This is a genomic window from Azospirillum sp. TSH58, from assembly GCF_003119115.1.
GTDB lineage: Bacteria > Pseudomonadota > Alphaproteobacteria > Azospirillales > Azospirillaceae > Azospirillum.
Window position 1 is genome coordinate 131,510 of the sequence record NZ_CP022366.1, and the last position, 14,799, is coordinate 146,308.

Below are 14,799 nucleotides of genomic sequence, written 5' to 3' on the forward strand. Positions count from 1 at the left end.
TCATGATGACCGCCGAACTCTGGCCGCAACTCGTCGCTTTCGGGCAGGTGGTCGCCATCGACCTCGTTCTGGCCGGCGACAACGCCATCGTGGTCGGCATGGCCGCGGCCGCCGTTCCGGCGGAGCAGCGGCGCCGGGTCATCCTGTGGGGCATCAGCGCGGCCATCGTCTTGCGCATCATCTTCGCGCTGATGACCACGCAGCTCCTCGCCATCATCGGCCTGACGCTGGCCGGCGGCGTGCTTCTGCTCTGGGTCTGCTGGAAGATGTTCCGCGAACTGCGCTCCCAGGGCGCCGACGAGGTCACGCCGGAGGAGGCGCTGAACGCCCCCGACGTCCTGCCCGGAACGGCCTCCTTCAGCAGCAACGCGGCGGTGGCCGCCGCCAGCACCGTCTCGGTGGGCGCCGCCGTCTGGCAGATCGTGGTGGCCGACGTGTCGATGTCGCTTGACAATGTGCTGGCCGTCGCCGGTGCTGCCAAGGAGCATCCGACCGTGCTTGTTCTCGGCCTGTTGCTCTCGGTGGCGTTGATGGGCGCCGCCGCGAACGTAATTGCACGTGTTCTGCACAAACATCGCTGGATTGGTTGGATCGGTCTTGCGATCATCACTTATGTTGCGCTCGACATGGTCTGGCGGGGCTCGAACGAGGTTCTGGCCCACACGGCCTGGCTCGGCTGACGGGAAGTGAGGACAAGGCCTGCCGCGGACGGCGTGCGGCGGCGCCAAGAGAAGCAAGACCGCCGTTGGGGAAGGGATGACATGTCCAAACCGTTAGGAATTGCCCAGGATAGGGCCCAGGATATGGTGGTGCGTCCAAGCCGGCTGGGGGGCGTTCAGGGGCGCCTGTTCACCGGTGTCGGCGCCGTGATGTGCTGCACGCTCGTCGCCATCGGGGTGGCGCTGACCGGATACGCCGGCTTCGGCCGGACGCTGCAGGTCATCACCGCGGAGGCCGTGCCGTCCGCGCTCGGCGCCCTGCGGGCGGCCCAGCACGCCGGCCGCATCGACGCGCTGGCCCCCGCCTTCCGCTCCGTCACCAGCAAGGAGGAGAAGGCGGATCTGGCGGCGCGCATCGCCGCGGAGCGGCACGACTTCGAACGTGAGCTGCGCGATCTGGCCGAACTGGAGCAGAACAGCGCCAACGCCGCGTCCCACGCCGGGGGACAGTCCGAAACCGCCGCCGCCAGCAACGCCGCCCAGGCCCTGCTCGCCAACGTCACGCTGCTCGATCAGGCGGCGGACAAGCGGATCGGGCTGAGCGACCGCCGCGCCGACCTGCTGGAGCAGGTGATCACCGCCACGCGGCGCCTGTCGCAGCTCGTGGCCCCCTGGAAGTCGATCCATGGCAGTGGCGTGGACATGCAGCGCGCCGCCTTCCGGGACGACACCCGCCCGGCGGAGGAGCGGCTGAAGGCCGGCGAGGAGTATCTCCAGACCGAGGAGCAGCTCGCCATCGTCCGCGGCATCGACGACGGCGCCACCACCGTCCGCGGCCTGCTGACCGAAGCCGCCGCCAGCTCCGACGAAAACCGGCTGTCGATCATCGAGGCGCAGACGCGCATCCTCGTGACCACGATGACCGCCAACTCCGGACAGCTGCCCGAAGCCTCGCGCGAGGCGATGGCCGAACCGCTGAAGGCGATCGAAACCCTCTCGATCGAGCCGAACGGGCTGATCCCCACCCGTCTGGCCGAGCTGGAGATCCTGAAGGCGCAACGGGACCTGCTGACCGCCAACCTCAGCCTGTCCGAAACGCTGTCCATGGCCGTGGTCAACCTCGTGCACACGCAGGAGGGCGCCATCACCACCGCCGCCGAGGACAGCGAGAAGGCCCTGTCCAAGGGCACGATCCTGCAGATCGGGGTCGGCGTGGTCAGCCTGCTGCTGTCGGCGCTGGTCGTCCTGGTCTTCGTGCGCCGCATGGTGGTGCGCCGCCTGCTCACCCTTCAGGGCGGGATGGAGCGCATCGCCGCCGGCGACCTCGACGTGACCGTCCCGTCGGGCGGCCGCGACGAGATTTCCGCCATGGCCCGCACGGTGGAGGTCTTCCGCGAGAACGCCGCCGCCAAGCGCCGGCTGGAGGCCGAGCAGATCGAGTCCGCCCGCCGCGCCGAGGAGGACCGCAAGCGCTCCCTTGAGGAGATCGCCAGCAGCTTCGAGGGGGCCGTCGGCAGCGTGGTCAGCCGCTTCGTGGCGGAATCCACCGAAATGGAGGAAAGCGCCCGCAGCATGTCGGCCACGGCGGAGGAGACCAACCGCCTCGCCACCAGCGTCGCCGCCGCGACCGAGCAGACCTCGGCCAACGTGGAGACGGTCGCCGCGGCGTCGGAGCAGCTCACCAGCTCCATCGAGGAGATCACCCGCCAGATCACCGAATCCACCAACATCGTCCGCGAGGCGATGACGCTGGCCGAGCGCGCCAACGGGCAGATCGGCGGGCTGGCGGACTCCGTGCAGAGCATCGGGCGCGTCGTCGATCTCATCAACGACATCGCCAGCCAGACCAACCTGCTGGCGCTCAACGCCACCATCGAGGCGGCGCGCGCCGGGGAGGCCGGCAAGGGCTTCGCCGTCGTCGCCAACGAGGTGAAGGCGCTGGCCGCCCAGACCGCCCGCGCCACCGGCGAGATCGCCGCCCAGGCAGCCGGCATCCAGAGCGCGACCGGCGAGGCCGTGCAGGAGATCCAGGCGGTCGTCCAGGTGGTCACCCGCGTCGGCACCATCGGCGCCACCGTCGCCGCGGCGGTGGAGCAGCAGAGCGCCGCCACCAAGGAGATCGCCCGCAACGTCCATCAGGCGGCGCTGGGCACCACCGAGGTGACGCAGACCATCGCCGGCGTCAACGCCGCCGCCGACCGCAGCGGCACCGCCGCCCGCACGCTCCTCGACAAGGCCCACGACCTCGCCGACGGCGCCAACGCGCTCAACCGCGAGCTGTCCGGCTTCCTCCAGCGCGTCCGCGCGAGCTGACGGGAACGCCCTTCCCCGCAGCGTTGCGGGGAAGGGCGTCCTCCCTTTATTCCGAAATCACGATCTGGCGTTCGCGCCCGCCCTTGCCGACGATCTTCAGCACGCGGCGGCCGCGCTCGTCGCGGCTGGATTCGTCCAGCACGACCCGCCCCAACGCGGCGAGCAGGTGCAGAAGCTCGCTGTTCGAGGCCACGCCGAAGCCCTGGCGAAGCTCCGCCAGCAGGACCTCGGTCTCATCGCGTGTCGTCACGGGCCCTGCCCTCCGGCTTTTGATTGCGGGCCCCAGCCTGCCGCAGGACGGGCGCCGCTGTCGAGTGGCCTGAAAGCGCAAGACGACAGCTTGCCAGCGCGCCCTCCGGCCACTACGGTCACTGCCCGTATCGTCACCCCCGCGCCCGATGGCGCCGGCGGACCAGTCAGGAGAGGCAGCATGGCAAGGACAGGCAACGGGCGGAACGGCGCGGACAAGCCGGCCTCCGGAACCTTCACGGGCACGCCGGCGGACCGCCTGGTCCGCTATTGGCGCAACAGCGACCGCCGCTTCGACGAACTGCTCGACGAGACGCTGGACGGGGGCCGCCAGGCGGTCCTGGAGGCCGCGCTGGGCAAACTGCGCGAGGAGGAGCAGCCGGAGTTCCTGGACGAGGTGGAGACCATCGCCGAATCCGTCCGCCGCACCGACTCCCAGGGCGACGACATGATCGCCACCCTTTTCTGGCTGGCGGTGGAAGTGTCCGGCGACCTGTCGCAGCCGCCCGCGGCGGAGGCCATCGAGGAGGCGCTGGACTCCACCGGCCTGCTGGAGACCGCCGCCGACACCCGCCTGCTGCCGGTCTGGCTGGAGCCGGAAGCCCTGGTCTATCTGGAGGCCGCCGACCGCCGCACCCTGCTGCTGCGCCTGCTGGACTCGACCGACGCGGCGCTGCGCTTCGTCCGCGAGGCCGACCTTCTGGCCGATCCGGCGGACGCCGGAACCCGGCTGGTCGGCGTCGTCGGGCTGATCGAGGAGGAGGCGGAAGCCGTCGAGGCGGCCGGCGAGGACGCGGTTCCCGATTTCCTGGGGCTGGCCCGCATCGGCGAGGACGGCGAGCCCGAACTCGACCCGGCGGAGGAAACCCGCATCCGCGAAGCGCTGGCCCGCTTCACCGCGGCCATCCAGGGCGCCGACCCGCGCGTCCAGCGCTGCGAGCCGGCCGGCGGGCTGAACGACCTGCTGGACCTGATCGCCGAGGCCGATTGGACGGACGGTGGGGAACTGGCGGAACTCGCCTCCTTCATCGACGTGGCGAGCGACGAGACGGCGGACGCCGTGGTGGACGCCGTGGTGACCGGCACGGCGCACGGCCTGTTCGTCCGCGCCTTCAACGCCGACGGGCGGCTGCTGGACGAGCGGGCCTTCACGCTGCAGGGCGACGAGGCCGCCCAGGCCGTCGCCCTGCTCCAGCAGCGCTGCCGGAGCGTCACGAAGGAGTAAAAGAGGCGCATCGGGGGCGTCTTGTGGCGGGACGCCCCTTCGCCGCCCTGTTGTTCGGCGCGGAAATCGGGTACACCCCTATTCGTAAGCCGGTTTCCTGTCCACCACCCTTAGTCTTGGAGCTACTTCGATGCGCGACCAGTCACTCTCCATCGCCGAGGCGGCGGCCTGGCTGAAGTGCTCGGAAGCCGAGGTGGAGGAGCTTGTGCAGGCCGGCCGGCTGCGCGCCGACCGGATGGAGCCGGCGATCGACCGGATCTCGCTCAACACCGTCATCGTCCTGGCGGAGAGCCTGCCGGTCGAACGCCGCATCTTCGAGGTGCGCGAGGCCGCCGGGCGGATCGAATCCTCCGAATCCCGCGGCCACTACCCGTCCCGCCCCTCCGGCGGCATGGACCAGCGCCCGCCGGTGGTGGTGGAGCGCCGTCCCTCGCGGTCCTTCACCCCCCGCTGATCGCGTCAGCCGGGGTCACGGTTTGAGTCAGGCGCCGCCGGGCGGAGACCCCGGCGGCGCCTGACTCGCGTCGGCTCACACCAGTTCGACGCGCAGCGCGGTCGGGCCGCCGTCGCCCGGCACGGCGACGAAACGCACGTCCTCGCCGTCGGCCACCACTTCCAGACCGGACTGGCGCAGGATCGCGCGGTCGAAATAGACGCCGATGCCCGTCTCGTCGTCCCACGGGTCGATCAGGCCGGACTGGCTGTCCAGATTGTACCAGCGCACGGTGCCGTAGATCATCTCACCGGTGGGCACCGGCATCAGGGCCGGGGCCGACCGCTCGCGCCGCGGCTTGGGCTCGCGGACGGCGGCCGGGGCGGCGGGACGGGCGGCCTGGGGGTCGCCGGCGTCGGGCTGGCGCTGCCGGCGCTGCTTCGGCGCGCGGGCCGGCTTGGCCTCCGCCGGATCGGCGGGGGTGATGGAATGGATGGCCACGACCTGCGGCCCCTTCGGGGTTTCGGCGATGTCGCAGACGAGGCCGGTGCCCTCGGTCAGCGACACCTCGCCCAGTGAGGCGAGAACCCGGGAATGCAGAAACGCCTCACCGCTTCCGTCGGCGAAGCGGACGAAGCCGAAGCCCTTGTCGGCCTTGTACCATTTGACGACCGCCGTAACCTGCTGCTTTTGCTCTTCGCTCACTCTGGACACTCGATGGATGGAGGACAACCGGTCCAACAGTGACCGGATTTGTCGATCCGCGCAATGCGGCATCCGTTCGCCGCCCCCGCAATCGCAGCTCGGTTTCACCCTTCTCCTTTGGGAAGGACGGGCGCGCCCGGCCGCCGGCCCGGCGGGCATCCGGCGCAAAAGAGCGGAAAATTTTAAGTAAACGCCTGAAAACGCTCTTTAAATCCGCTTTAAAAGCCGCCCTGTACTCTCCCTTCCGAAGTCCATCGCGGAGAATCCCGTGGCTCGCTTCCGGCCCAACCGATTTGAGATGAGGATCTCCCGATGAGCCTGTTCAGCGCCATGCGGTCCGGTGTGAGCGGCATGTCCGCACAAAGCTCGCGGATGGCCGCCATTTCGGACAACATCAGCAACTCCGCCACCATCGGCTACAAGCGCGCCGCGGTCGACTTCTCGACGCTGATGACCTCCTCCGGCGCGACGAGCAGCTACGCCGCGGGCGGCGTGCGCTCCAACGTGCATTATCAGGTGTTGAAGGACGGGACCATCCAGGGCACCCAGTCCGCCACCGACATGGCCATCGAGGGGCGCGGCTTCTTTGTCGTCGCCGACAACGCCGGCAACAGCGGAACCTCGCCCGGCTACGCGCTGACCCGCGCCGGCAGCTTCCTGCCCGACGACCAGGGCTTCCTGCGCAACAGCGCCGGCCAGTATCTCCAGGCCTGGAAGCTGGGACCGGACGGCAGCCTGCCCGCGGTGAACCGCAGCAGCTTCGACGGGCTGAGCGCCGTCTCGATCGCCGGGCTGGCCTATGGCGGCAGCAAGACGTCGCAGATGAGCTTTTCCGGCAACCTGCCGGCGCAGGCCACGGACGGCACCAGCTTCGACACGTCCACCAGCCTCTATGACGGGCTCGGCAACCCGCTCGACGTCACGATGACCTGGACGAAGACGGCCAACCCGAACGAATGGACGCTGTCGGTCACGCCGCCCGCCGGCTACACCGCGACGCTGTCCACCAGCACCGTCACCTTCAACACCACCGGCGCCAACGCCGGCCTGCCGGCGGGCGCCCTGCCGCAGATCACGCTGACCTCGCCGGCCAACCCGACGCCGGACACCGTCAACGTCACCGTCGGCAACCTGACGCAGCTCAACGGCGATTACGTGCCGCAGTTCATGGGCGACGGCGCCCGCGCCGGCCGCGTCAGCACCGTGGACATCGACAAGGCCGGCACGCTGTGGGCCGTCTACGACAACGGCGCCCGCCAGCCGCTCTATCAGGTGCCGGTCGCCGACGTGGTCAACCCCGGCGGGCTGGTTCCGCAGGACGGCAACACCTACACGCTGGGCATCGACAGCGGCACGATGACGCTGAGCAACGGCAACAGCGGCACCGCCGGCTCGGTCGCCGGCTACGCGCTGGAGCAGTCGAACGTCGACATCGCGGAGGAGCTGGTGTCGCTGATCGAGACGCAGCGCGCCTACTCCTCCAACGCCACGCTGGTGCGCACCGCCGACGAGATGGTGGACGAAACCACCCGCCTGAAGCGCTGACGGACGGGAAAGGGGATAGCCCGCCATGAGCCTCCAACTGGCCCTCAGCGCCGCCCTGTCCGGGCTGCGCGCGACCCAGCAGCAAGCAGCGCTGGTGTCGCACAACATCACCAACGCCACCACCGCGGGCTTCGTCCGCAAGGATCTGGCCGTCTCCACCGCGATCAGCGGCGGGCGCGGCCAGGGCGTGCGCGTCGACGGCGTGCTGCGCAGCGTGGACGAGTTCCTGATCCGCGACGCCCGGTTCGAGCAGAGCCGCTACACCGCGCAGGAAACCCGCGCCTCGGCGCTGGCCGACTACGCCACGGCGCTGGGCCAGCCGCAGGACGAGCGGTCCGTCTCCACCGCGCTGGCCAAGCTCCAGCAATCCTTCAGCCAGCTCCGCAACCAGGCGGACAACGAGGCGGCGCGCACCGCCGTGGTGGATTCCGCGGAATCGCTGGTGCGCCGCCTGCACGACACCGCCGCCGCGGCCATCACCGTGCAGAACGACGCCAAGGCGCGGCTCCAGTCCTCGGTCGACGAGGTCAACCGCTCGCTCGTCCGCATCGGGGAGCTGAACAGCGCCATCGCCACCCAGAAGGCCAAGGGCGCCGAAACCGGCGACCTGATGGACGAGCGCGACCGGCTGCTCGATCAGGTGTCGAACGAGATCGGCATCCGCACCCACACCCGCGAGAGCGGCGAGGTGGTGGTGATGACCCGCAACGGCCAGACGCTGCTCGACCGCGAGCTGCCGGCGGGCGCCCAGCCGCTTCAAATCGTCGGCGGCGATCTGGTGGCCGGCGGTAAGATCATCTCCGACAACCCCGATCAGGACATCCAGAGCGGGCGCATCATGGGCTATGTCCAGACCGCCCATCAGGACATGCCGCGGGCGCTGGCCCAGCTCGACGACCTGGCGGCGGGCATCGTGCAGCAGTTCCAGGCGGCGGAGGCCGACCCCACCCAGCCGGGCCTGTTCACCGACGCCGGCGCCGCCTACGGCACGACGGAAGGGCTGGCATCGCGCATCGCCGTCAACGGAAGCGTGCGCGGCAACCCTTGGAAGGTGCAGAGTGGCGTCCAGGCGGGCGCTCCGCTGGCGTCGGGCGACACCACGCAGATCGACCGCTTCCTCAACGTCTTCTCGGCCACCCGCAGCTTCGCCGCGGCGGACCTGCCCTCCTCGGCCACGCTGGGCGACTACGCCACCGGCATGGTCTCCACCCAGCAGGGCTACCGCACCACCGCCGAGTCCGAGATGAAGACCCGCAAGATCAGCGCCGACGCGCTGCAATCGGCGCGTCTCAACCGCGACGGCGTGAATGTGGACGACGAAATGCAGAAGCTGCTGCTGATCGAGCAGAGCTACGGCGCCAGCGCCCAGGTGCTCCAGGCCGCCGGGCGGATGCTCGACACGCTGCTCCAGATCCGGAACTGACGCCATGCTCTACAACGCCGTCTCCACCCTCGGCCTTTCCAAGCGTCTGCAGACCGCGAACACCGAGCTTCAGCTCGAACGGCTGCGCAACAACGACGAGATCGCCAGCGGCAAGCATTTCGACGTCGCCAAGGCGCTGGGTGCGCGCACCGGACAGGCGATCGCGCTGCGCAACCTGTATGACGAGACCGACCAGACCCTGAAATCCACTGCTCTTTTGCAAGGACGGTTGGGCACCATGGACAGCGCGCTGACCAACATCCTGTCCGCCGGGCAGGACGTGCTGGCCGCCGCCTCGGTCGGGCTGGGCCAGCCCTCGCCCACCGGCAGTTCGCTCCAGGTGCGGGCCCGCGCCATGCTGGAGCAGGTGGTGGGGATGCTGAACGCCTCCTCCGGCAACGGCTACCTGTTCGGCGGGGTGGAGGTGAAGGCCGCCCCCATGCGCGCCGTGCAGGGCGACGAGTCCGGCCTGCCCTCCCCCATCCAGATCGTGCAGGACACCATCGCCGCGGCCACCGGGGGCACGTCCTCGCCGCAGACTCCCGCCGAGACCGCCGCCGCCGTGGCGGCCCTGGACGACCTGTTCGCCGCACCGTCGGCCTCGCCGCTCGGCTTCGAGGGCGGGTTCTACCAGGGGGCGCCCTCGACCGCGCCGCGCCTCAGCGCCCGGCCCGACCGCTCGACCGAGATCCCCTACGGCATCCAGGGCAACGACCCGGCCATGCGGGACCTGCTCCAGGGCCTCTACATGCTGGCCAGCGTCGACACCAGCCAACTGCCGCTGGACGCCTACAAGCCCTACATGGAGGCCGCGGTCGCCAAGGTGTCGGGCGGCATCGAGGGGGTGCGCGACGCCACGGCGCAGCTGGGCATCCACCGCGCGCAGCTCGACGACATCGCGGCGATGAACACCACGCAGCTCCGCATCCTCAACGACCAGCTCGACGCGATGGAAAGCGTCGATCCGGCCGAGGCCAGCCTGCGCATGAACCAGCTCGAAGTGCAGATCGAGGCGACCGCGGCGGCCACCGCCCGCATCGCCCGGATGAGCCTGACCAATTACCTGTAGGCGGCGAGCCCCTACGGACGACGAAAGACGGTTCGATGAAGCACGGTCCGATCCGCCGAGCCTTCCGCATGGCAGCGCTGGCCGCGGCCTGCCTGCTGTCCGCCGCCGCCTTCGCGGGGGAGGGGCTGGCCCAGACGCGGGTGAAGGATCTCGTCACCTTCGACGGGGTGCGCCGCAACCAGCTCATCGGCTACGGCCTCGTGGTCGGGCTGAACGGTTCGGGCGACCGGCTCATCAACACGCCCTTCACCGAGCAGAGCCTGAAGGGCATGCTGGAGCGGCTGGGCATCAACACCCGCGACGAGGTTCTGCGCACCCGCAACGCCGCGGCGGTGATGGTGACGGCCTCGCTGCCGCCCTTCGCCCGCCAGGGCACGACCATCGACATCACCGTGTCGGCGCTGGGCGACGCCACCAGCCTGCTCGGCGGCACGCTGCTGGTCACGCCGCTGCTGGGCGCCGACGGGCAGGCCTACGCCGTGGCCCAGGGGTCGCTGTCGGTCAGCGGCTTCTCCGCGGGCGGGGTGGCGGCCAACGTGACCAAGGGCGTGCCGACGAGCGCCCGCATCGCCAACGGCGCCATCGTCGAACGGGAGCTGAAATTCGCGCTGGACGAGACGACCGCGGTCCGCATGGCGCTGCGCAACCCCGACTTCACCACCGCCAACCGCATCGCCGACGCGGTGGCGGTGCGGCTGGGCAGCAGCGCCGTCCATGTGCTGGACGCGACCACCGTCGATGTGCGCATCCCGCCCCGCTACAGCGGCGCGGTCGCCCGGCTGATCGGCGACATCGAGCAGCTCACCGTGCGCCCGGACGGCATCGCGCGGGTGGTGGTGGACGAGCGCAGTGGCACCGTGGTCATCGGCGACGACGTGCGCATCAGCCGCGTCGCCATCACCCAGGGCAACCTGACCGTCCGCGTGGTGGAGACGCCCCAGGTGTCGCAGCCGCAGCCCTTCTCCGACGGGCAGACGGTGGTGGTGCCGCGCACCGACGTGCAGGTGCAGGAGGGCAACGGGCGCCAGTTCGTGACCATCGGCGGCAACGTCAGCCTGCAACAGCTCGTCAACGGGCTGAACGCGCTGGGCGTCGGGCCACGCGACATGGTCGCCATCCTCCAGGCGATCAAGGCGGCGGGTGCCCTGCACGCCGATCTGGAAATCATCTGACCCCTCCGGCTGGACGACGACGCGATGGACATCCCTCCCCTTTCAAAGGCGGCTCCCGCCGCGAAACCCGCCGCCCCCGACCTCGCCGCCCGGAAGGCCGGGCAGGAGTTCGAGGCGCTGATGGTCGGGCAGATGCTGGAATCCATGTTCGCCGGGGTGGAGACCGGCAGCGCCTTCGGCGGCGGCCAGGGCGAGCGGACATGGCGCAGCTTCATGCTCCAGGAATACGGCAAGGCCATCGCGGAGGCCGGCACGCTGGGCATCGGCCGCATGGTCGAGGCCGACGTGGCCCGCCTCTACGGCCAGACGAGCGAAGGAACCAAGGGATGAGCCGCCGTTTCAAGGACCTGATCCGCGAATTCGCCCCCGACGCCAAGCCGGAGGCGGACGCCGCCCCCGTCGCCGCCCCGGAGCCCGAGATCCCGGCGCTGGCCGACGGGCCGACCGCCGTGGTGATGACGGAGTTCCTCGACACCGTGGCGGAACTGAGCGTCCTGCTGGACGAGGAGACGGCGGCGCTCGCCGCCGGCGAGCTGGAGGGGCTGGAGGTCTACGCCCGGCGCAAGCAGGCGATGGCCGATCGTCTGGGCGGCATCATGACCCAGGCGCAGTCGGGCACGCTGCGGCTGAACGACGACCTGCGCGCGATGATCCTGGAGCGGGTGGAGCGGCTGGACCGCGCCATCAACGACAACGCGGCGGGGCTGGTCGCCATGCGCAAGGCCGTGCTGTCGATCAACCGCAGCCTCCTCGTAGCCCTGGAGAAGGCGGCCAGCGACGGCCTCTACGCCCCCTCCGGCCACGCGGTGCGCCCGGTCGAGCTGTCGGCGTCGGGCCTGAACGCCGAGCTGTAGACCCGACCCATCATAGCCCTCTCCCCAGAGGGAAGAGGGGATGTACGGACGATGGCTTTGCGGAGGGTTCCGCCGCCGGATGCGGGCCGCTATAGTCCGCCGTCCGCTTGGCCGCATCTTCCTAAGGCTTCCGCATGCCCGCAACCGACCGCGCCGGCTCCCCGTCGCTCGCCGTCTTCACCCATGGCGAGCTGATCGGCGACGCGCTCATCAAAATTCCCTTCGTGCGCGCCCTGCGGGGGCTGTTCCCGGACCATCGGATCACCTGGATCACCACCGAGGGCACCCATCTGGCGACGACGCTGCGCCCGATGATGGACGGCCTGATCGACGAGTTCCGCGCCGACACCGGCATCGGCCGGAGCCCGCTCGGCCTGCTGAAGCCCATGCCCATCAAGGATCGCTTCTCCCTGGTTCTGGACACCCAGGCCCTGCCCTGGCGGACGCTGCTGGCGCGGCGGTTGCGGCACGACCTGTTCGTCTCGGCCTGCGCCGGCTACCGCCTGTCGGACCGCCGCCCGCCGCCCGGCTACAAGGAGCCGCGCCATGTGCTGGACCGCCTGTTCGACCTGCTGGAGGTCGCCGGCGGGCGCCGCCCCCCGCTGGACATGGCCGTCCCCATCCCGGCGGAGGCCGAGGCCGAGGCGCGCGCCGTCCTGCCCGATGGACCGGGCTACGTCGCCATCGCGCCGGGGGCGGGCAAACGGGTAAAATGCTGGCCGCTGGACCGCTTCGTGGAACTGGCCCGCGCCCAGGTCGCCGGTGGACGGGTGCCGGTCTTCATTCTCGGCCCGGCGGAGCTGGACTGGCTGCCCGAGCTGCGCGCCGCCCTGCCGCAGGCGCTGTTCCCGCTCCAGGACGCCGAACTGGCGGAACCGCGCTATTCCCCGGTGCGCACCATCGCGCTGACCCGGCGCTGCGCCGCGGCGGTCGCCAACGACAGCGGGACCAGCCACCTGTTCGGCCTCGCCGACGTGCCGCTGCTGACCCTCTACGGCCCGACCATCGCGGAGAAGCTGCGCCCCAAGGTGACGCGGGGCGCGGTGCTGACGGCTTCCGCCTTCGGCGGCCGCGAGATGGAGCGCATTCCCGCCGACGCCGCGATCCGCGAGGTCGAGGCGCTGGTCCGTTCGTGACCACGGTTGTCTATCGCCACCGGCCGTCATAGCCCTCCCCCCTCCGGGGAGAGGGTGGCCCGAAGGGCCTCTCGCGCTGGCTGAAAGCCAGCGCTGACGGCGGCAGGCGGATGCCTCTGGCATCCGCTGAGAGCCGGTGAGGGGGTTGCGCTTGTGCCGGACGATCCGCCACGCGCATCCCCCTCACCCTAACCCTCTCCCCAGGGGGGAGAGGGGATTATAGGGGGTAGCGGTCCGGCTCTCGGATCAGCGCTTGACGGCGGGCGTGATCTGCCCCGCCTCCTCCAGCCGCCGCAGGCAGGCGACCAGGGCGCGCTGGAAGTTGCGGCCCTCGGAGGGCAGGTTGACGCCCTGGCCGGTCGTCCAGAACTCCACGAAGGCGCAATCGGCCGCGCGGTCGCCGGTCGGCCACTCGACGGTCACGCCCAGCCCGAGTTCCGCGGTGCGGCGGCGGCTGTCGGTGACCAGGATCTTCGCTTCCCAATGCATCCCGCCGCTGCCCGCCTCGGCGCGGCGGTGGCTCCACAGGCGCAGGTAATCGCGGAAGCTCTCGGACGAGCGGTCGTGCTGGACGTAGCTGCCACGGTCCACAACCGCGGGGGCGAGGCGCAGCGCGTAGCGGGCCTGGGCCAGCGCCTGGGTCACCTCCGCGATCAGCCGGTCCATCTCGGCGAAGCTGCGCCGCACGTTGTCGGCCAGCGCGGTGGCCAGCGCCTCCCCCTTCAGCGCGCCGGAGGCGGCGCGGTCGGAGCGGTACATCTCGAACAGGTCGTCGCCGTCGCTCATTGCCGTGATGCGCCGCGAAAGGGGAAGAGTTCCTTCGTCTACCGCCAAACCCGTTGAGAAGACATTAAGCTGATTTCCAAACCATCCGGCGCCCGCTCCACTACGCCCGCCCGATCACGCCCGTTGCGCCGGCTGCGCGGCCCCTCCGTTCTTCAGGCGCAGCACATACATCATCACCTCCGCCACCGCCTGGTAATGCTGGAGCGGGATCACCGCGTCGACCTCCGACGCGGCGTAGAGGGCGCGGGCCAGCGGCGGGTTCTCGATCACCGGCACGCCGTTCTCCTCCGCCACCGCGCGGATGCGCAGCGCCACGAGGTCGGCCCCCTTGGCGAGGCAGACCGGCGCCGGCATCTTGGCCCGGTCGTACTCCAGCGCCACCGCGAAGTGGGTCGGGTTGGCGATGACCACCGTGGCGCGCGGCACGTTCGCCATCATGCGGCGCTTCGACCGGTCGCGCCGGATTTCGCGCAGCCGCGCCTTCAGATGGGGATCGCCCTCGGTCTGCTTGAACTCGTCCTTCAGCTCCTGGAAGGTCATGCGCAGGCGGCGCCGCCATTCCAGCCGGTTCCACAGCACGTCCACGGCGGCCATCACCACCGTCGCCAGGAGGACGGCCAGCAGCAGCCGCAGGGTCAGGTCCCGCAGCAGGTCGGGCAGCGCCGCAACTTCCATGCCCACGATCCCCTCCGTCCAATCGATGTAGGGCGCCACGGCGAACCAGACGGCGCAGGCGATGATCGCCAGTTTCACGAGACTCTTCACGAATTCGACCAGCGCGTGGCGCGAGAAGATACGGCGCCAGCCGCTGAACGGCGACAGGTGCGACAGCTTGGGCCGGATGCGGTCGCCGGCCGCCAGCAGCGGCCCCTGCCCCACCGCCGACACCACCGCCCCGCCGACCAGCAGGCCCAGCACCGGAAGCATCGCCACCGCCACCCCGCCGATCAGCCAGCGCAGGCTGTTCATCACGTCGTAGGGACCACCGTCGAGCCGGATGTCGTTCGGATTCTCGATCAGCGGCAGCAGCACCTCGGCGATGCGGGAGGCGGCGAGCGGCCCGCCCGCCGCGGCGATCAGCCAGGCCGCCGCCATGGTGGCGGCCAGACCGACGTCGCGGGCGCGGGGGACGTCGCCCTTGTCCATCGCCTCGCGCAGCCGTTTTTCGGTCGGCTCCTCGGTTTTCTGGTCCTCGTCCTGGCTGTCGGACATCGCCGCCTCCTCACCGCC

15 protein-coding genes are annotated in these 14,799 nt (G+C 70.6%); 11 read left to right on the forward strand and 4 right to left on the reverse strand.

The window, feature by feature from the left end; genetic code table 11:
- Positions 1-2: 2 nt before the first annotated feature.
- Entirely contained in the window at positions 3-680 is a 678-nt protein-coding gene (locus tag TSH58p_RS19235) for a TerC family protein (protein WP_109072422.1), read from the forward strand.
- 123 nt (positions 681-803) lie between these two features.
- Positions 804-2,972: a methyl-accepting chemotaxis protein gene (locus TSH58p_RS19240; protein WP_158282660.1), complete on the forward strand. Its 2,169-nt coding sequence runs from the start codon at positions 804-806 to the stop codon at positions 2,970-2,972.
- Positions 2,973-3,018: 46 nt separating this feature from the next.
- On the opposite strand, the gene TSH58p_RS19245 is transcribed toward TSH58p_RS19240, so the two are convergent.
- Positions 3,019-3,222 carry a hypothetical protein gene (locus TSH58p_RS19245; protein ID WP_094306568.1) on the reverse strand — a complete coding sequence of 68 codons (204 nt, stop codon included), beginning with the start codon at positions 3,220-3,222 and terminating at the stop codon, positions 3,019-3,021.
- A gap of 180 nt (positions 3,223-3,402) precedes the next feature.
- Here TSH58p_RS19245 and TSH58p_RS19250 point away from each other — a divergent pair, with 180 nt between their 5' ends.
- Both TSH58p_RS19250 and TSH58p_RS19255 read left to right on the forward strand, forming a co-directional pair.
- Entirely contained in the window at positions 3,403-4,446 is a 1,044-nt protein-coding gene (locus TSH58p_RS19250) for a hypothetical protein (protein WP_109072424.1), read from the forward strand.
- A 130-nt stretch (positions 4,447-4,576) separates the two neighbouring features.
- Entirely contained in the window at positions 4,577-4,900 is a 324-nt protein-coding gene (locus TSH58p_RS19255; RefSeq protein WP_109072425.1) for a hypothetical protein, read from the forward strand.
- A 75-nt stretch (positions 4,901-4,975) separates the two neighbouring features.
- Here TSH58p_RS19255 and TSH58p_RS19260 read toward each other — a convergent pair whose 3' ends face one another.
- Positions 4,976-5,584, reverse strand: a complete 609-nt coding sequence (locus tag TSH58p_RS19260; RefSeq protein WP_109072426.1) for a cold-shock protein — start codon at positions 5,582-5,584, stop codon at positions 4,976-4,978.
- A 312-nt stretch (positions 5,585-5,896) separates the two neighbouring features.
- Here TSH58p_RS19260 and TSH58p_RS19265 point away from each other — a divergent pair, with 312 nt between their 5' ends.
- The 7 genes from TSH58p_RS19265 (at position 5,897) to TSH58p_RS19295 (ending at position 12,783) form a co-directional block, all read left to right on the forward strand.
- Positions 5,897-7,129: a flagellar hook protein FlgE gene (locus TSH58p_RS19265; protein ID WP_109072427.1), complete on the forward strand. Its 1,233-nt coding sequence runs from the start codon at positions 5,897-5,899 to the stop codon at positions 7,127-7,129.
- Between the two features lie 25 nt (positions 7,130-7,154).
- Positions 7,155-8,552, forward strand: a complete 1,398-nt coding sequence (gene flgK, locus TSH58p_RS19270; RefSeq protein ID WP_109072428.1) for a flagellar hook-associated protein FlgK — start codon at positions 7,155-7,157, stop codon at positions 8,550-8,552.
- Between the two features lie 4 nt (positions 8,553-8,556).
- On the forward strand, positions 8,557-9,621 hold the full coding sequence (locus tag TSH58p_RS19275) for a flagellin (RefSeq protein ID WP_109072429.1): 1,065 nt from the start codon (positions 8,557-8,559) through the stop codon (positions 9,619-9,621).
- Between the two features lie 35 nt (positions 9,622-9,656).
- Positions 9,657-10,793 (forward strand): flagellar basal body P-ring protein FlgI, encoded by a 1,137-nt coding sequence (locus TSH58p_RS19280; protein WP_109072430.1) that lies wholly within the window; start codon positions 9,657-9,659, stop codon positions 10,791-10,793.
- Between the two features lie 24 nt (positions 10,794-10,817).
- The gene (locus tag TSH58p_RS19285) at positions 10,818-11,123 is read left to right on the forward strand and encodes a rod-binding protein (protein WP_109072431.1); all 306 of its coding nucleotides are present in this window, start codon (positions 10,818-10,820) and stop codon (positions 11,121-11,123) included.
- Positions 11,120-11,647 carry a flagellar protein FlgN gene (locus TSH58p_RS19290; protein WP_109072432.1) on the forward strand — a complete coding sequence of 176 codons (528 nt, stop codon included), beginning with the start codon at positions 11,120-11,122 and terminating at the stop codon, positions 11,645-11,647. Before TSH58p_RS19285 ends, TSH58p_RS19290 begins: the two co-directional genes overlap by 4 nt.
- A 134-nt stretch (positions 11,648-11,781) precedes the next feature.
- Positions 11,782-12,783: a glycosyltransferase family 9 protein gene (locus TSH58p_RS19295; protein WP_109072433.1), complete on the forward strand. Its 1,002-nt coding sequence runs from the start codon at positions 11,782-11,784 to the stop codon at positions 12,781-12,783.
- 246 nt (positions 12,784-13,029) lie between these two features.
- Here TSH58p_RS19295 and TSH58p_RS19300 read toward each other — a convergent pair whose 3' ends face one another.
- Together TSH58p_RS19300 and flhB are read right to left on the reverse strand one after the other, a co-directional pair.
- Positions 13,030-13,569: a hypothetical protein gene (locus TSH58p_RS19300; protein WP_109072434.1), complete on the reverse strand. Its 540-nt coding sequence runs from the start codon at positions 13,567-13,569 to the stop codon at positions 13,030-13,032.
- A gap of 114 nt (positions 13,570-13,683) precedes the next feature.
- Positions 13,684-14,781, reverse strand: a complete 1,098-nt coding sequence (flhB, locus tag TSH58p_RS19305) for a flagellar biosynthesis protein FlhB (RefSeq protein ID WP_109072435.1) — start codon at positions 14,779-14,781, stop codon at positions 13,684-13,686.
- Positions 14,782-14,799: the final 18 nt, after the last annotated feature.

Bases quoted from the DNA above. Each gene is read 5' to 3' on its own strand.
- TSH58p_RS19235 (WP_109072422.1), top strand. From the start codon at position 3: ATGATGACCGCCGAACTCTGGCCGCAACTCGTCGCTTTCGGGCAGGTG.
- TSH58p_RS19240 (WP_158282660.1), top strand. From the start codon at position 804: ATGGTGGTGCGTCCAAGCCGGCTGGGGGGCGTTCAGGGGCGCCTGTTC.
- TSH58p_RS19250 (WP_109072424.1), top strand. From the start codon at position 3,403: ATGGCAAGGACAGGCAACGGGCGGAACGGCGCGGACAAGCCGGCCTCC.
- TSH58p_RS19255 (WP_109072425.1), top strand. From the start codon at position 4,577: ATGCGCGACCAGTCACTCTCCATCGCCGAGGCGGCGGCCTGGCTGAAG.
- TSH58p_RS19265 (WP_109072427.1), top strand. From the start codon at position 5,897: ATGAGCCTGTTCAGCGCCATGCGGTCCGGTGTGAGCGGCATGTCCGCA.
- flgK (WP_109072428.1), top strand. From the start codon at position 7,155: ATGAGCCTCCAACTGGCCCTCAGCGCCGCCCTGTCCGGGCTGCGCGCG.
- TSH58p_RS19275 (WP_109072429.1), top strand. From the start codon at position 8,557: ATGCTCTACAACGCCGTCTCCACCCTCGGCCTTTCCAAGCGTCTGCAG.
- TSH58p_RS19280 (WP_109072430.1), top strand. From the start codon at position 9,657: ATGAAGCACGGTCCGATCCGCCGAGCCTTCCGCATGGCAGCGCTGGCC.
- TSH58p_RS19285 (WP_109072431.1), top strand. From the start codon at position 10,818: ATGGACATCCCTCCCCTTTCAAAGGCGGCTCCCGCCGCGAAACCCGCC.
- TSH58p_RS19290 (WP_109072432.1), top strand. From the start codon at position 11,120: ATGAGCCGCCGTTTCAAGGACCTGATCCGCGAATTCGCCCCCGACGCC.
- TSH58p_RS19295 (WP_109072433.1), top strand. From the start codon at position 11,782: ATGCCCGCAACCGACCGCGCCGGCTCCCCGTCGCTCGCCGTCTTCACC.
- TSH58p_RS19300 (WP_109072434.1), bottom strand. From the start codon at position 13,569: ATGAGCGACGGCGACGACCTGTTCGAGATGTACCGCTCCGACCGCGCC.
- flhB (WP_109072435.1), bottom strand. From the start codon at position 14,781: ATGTCCGACAGCCAGGACGAGGACCAGAAAACCGAGGAGCCGACCGAA.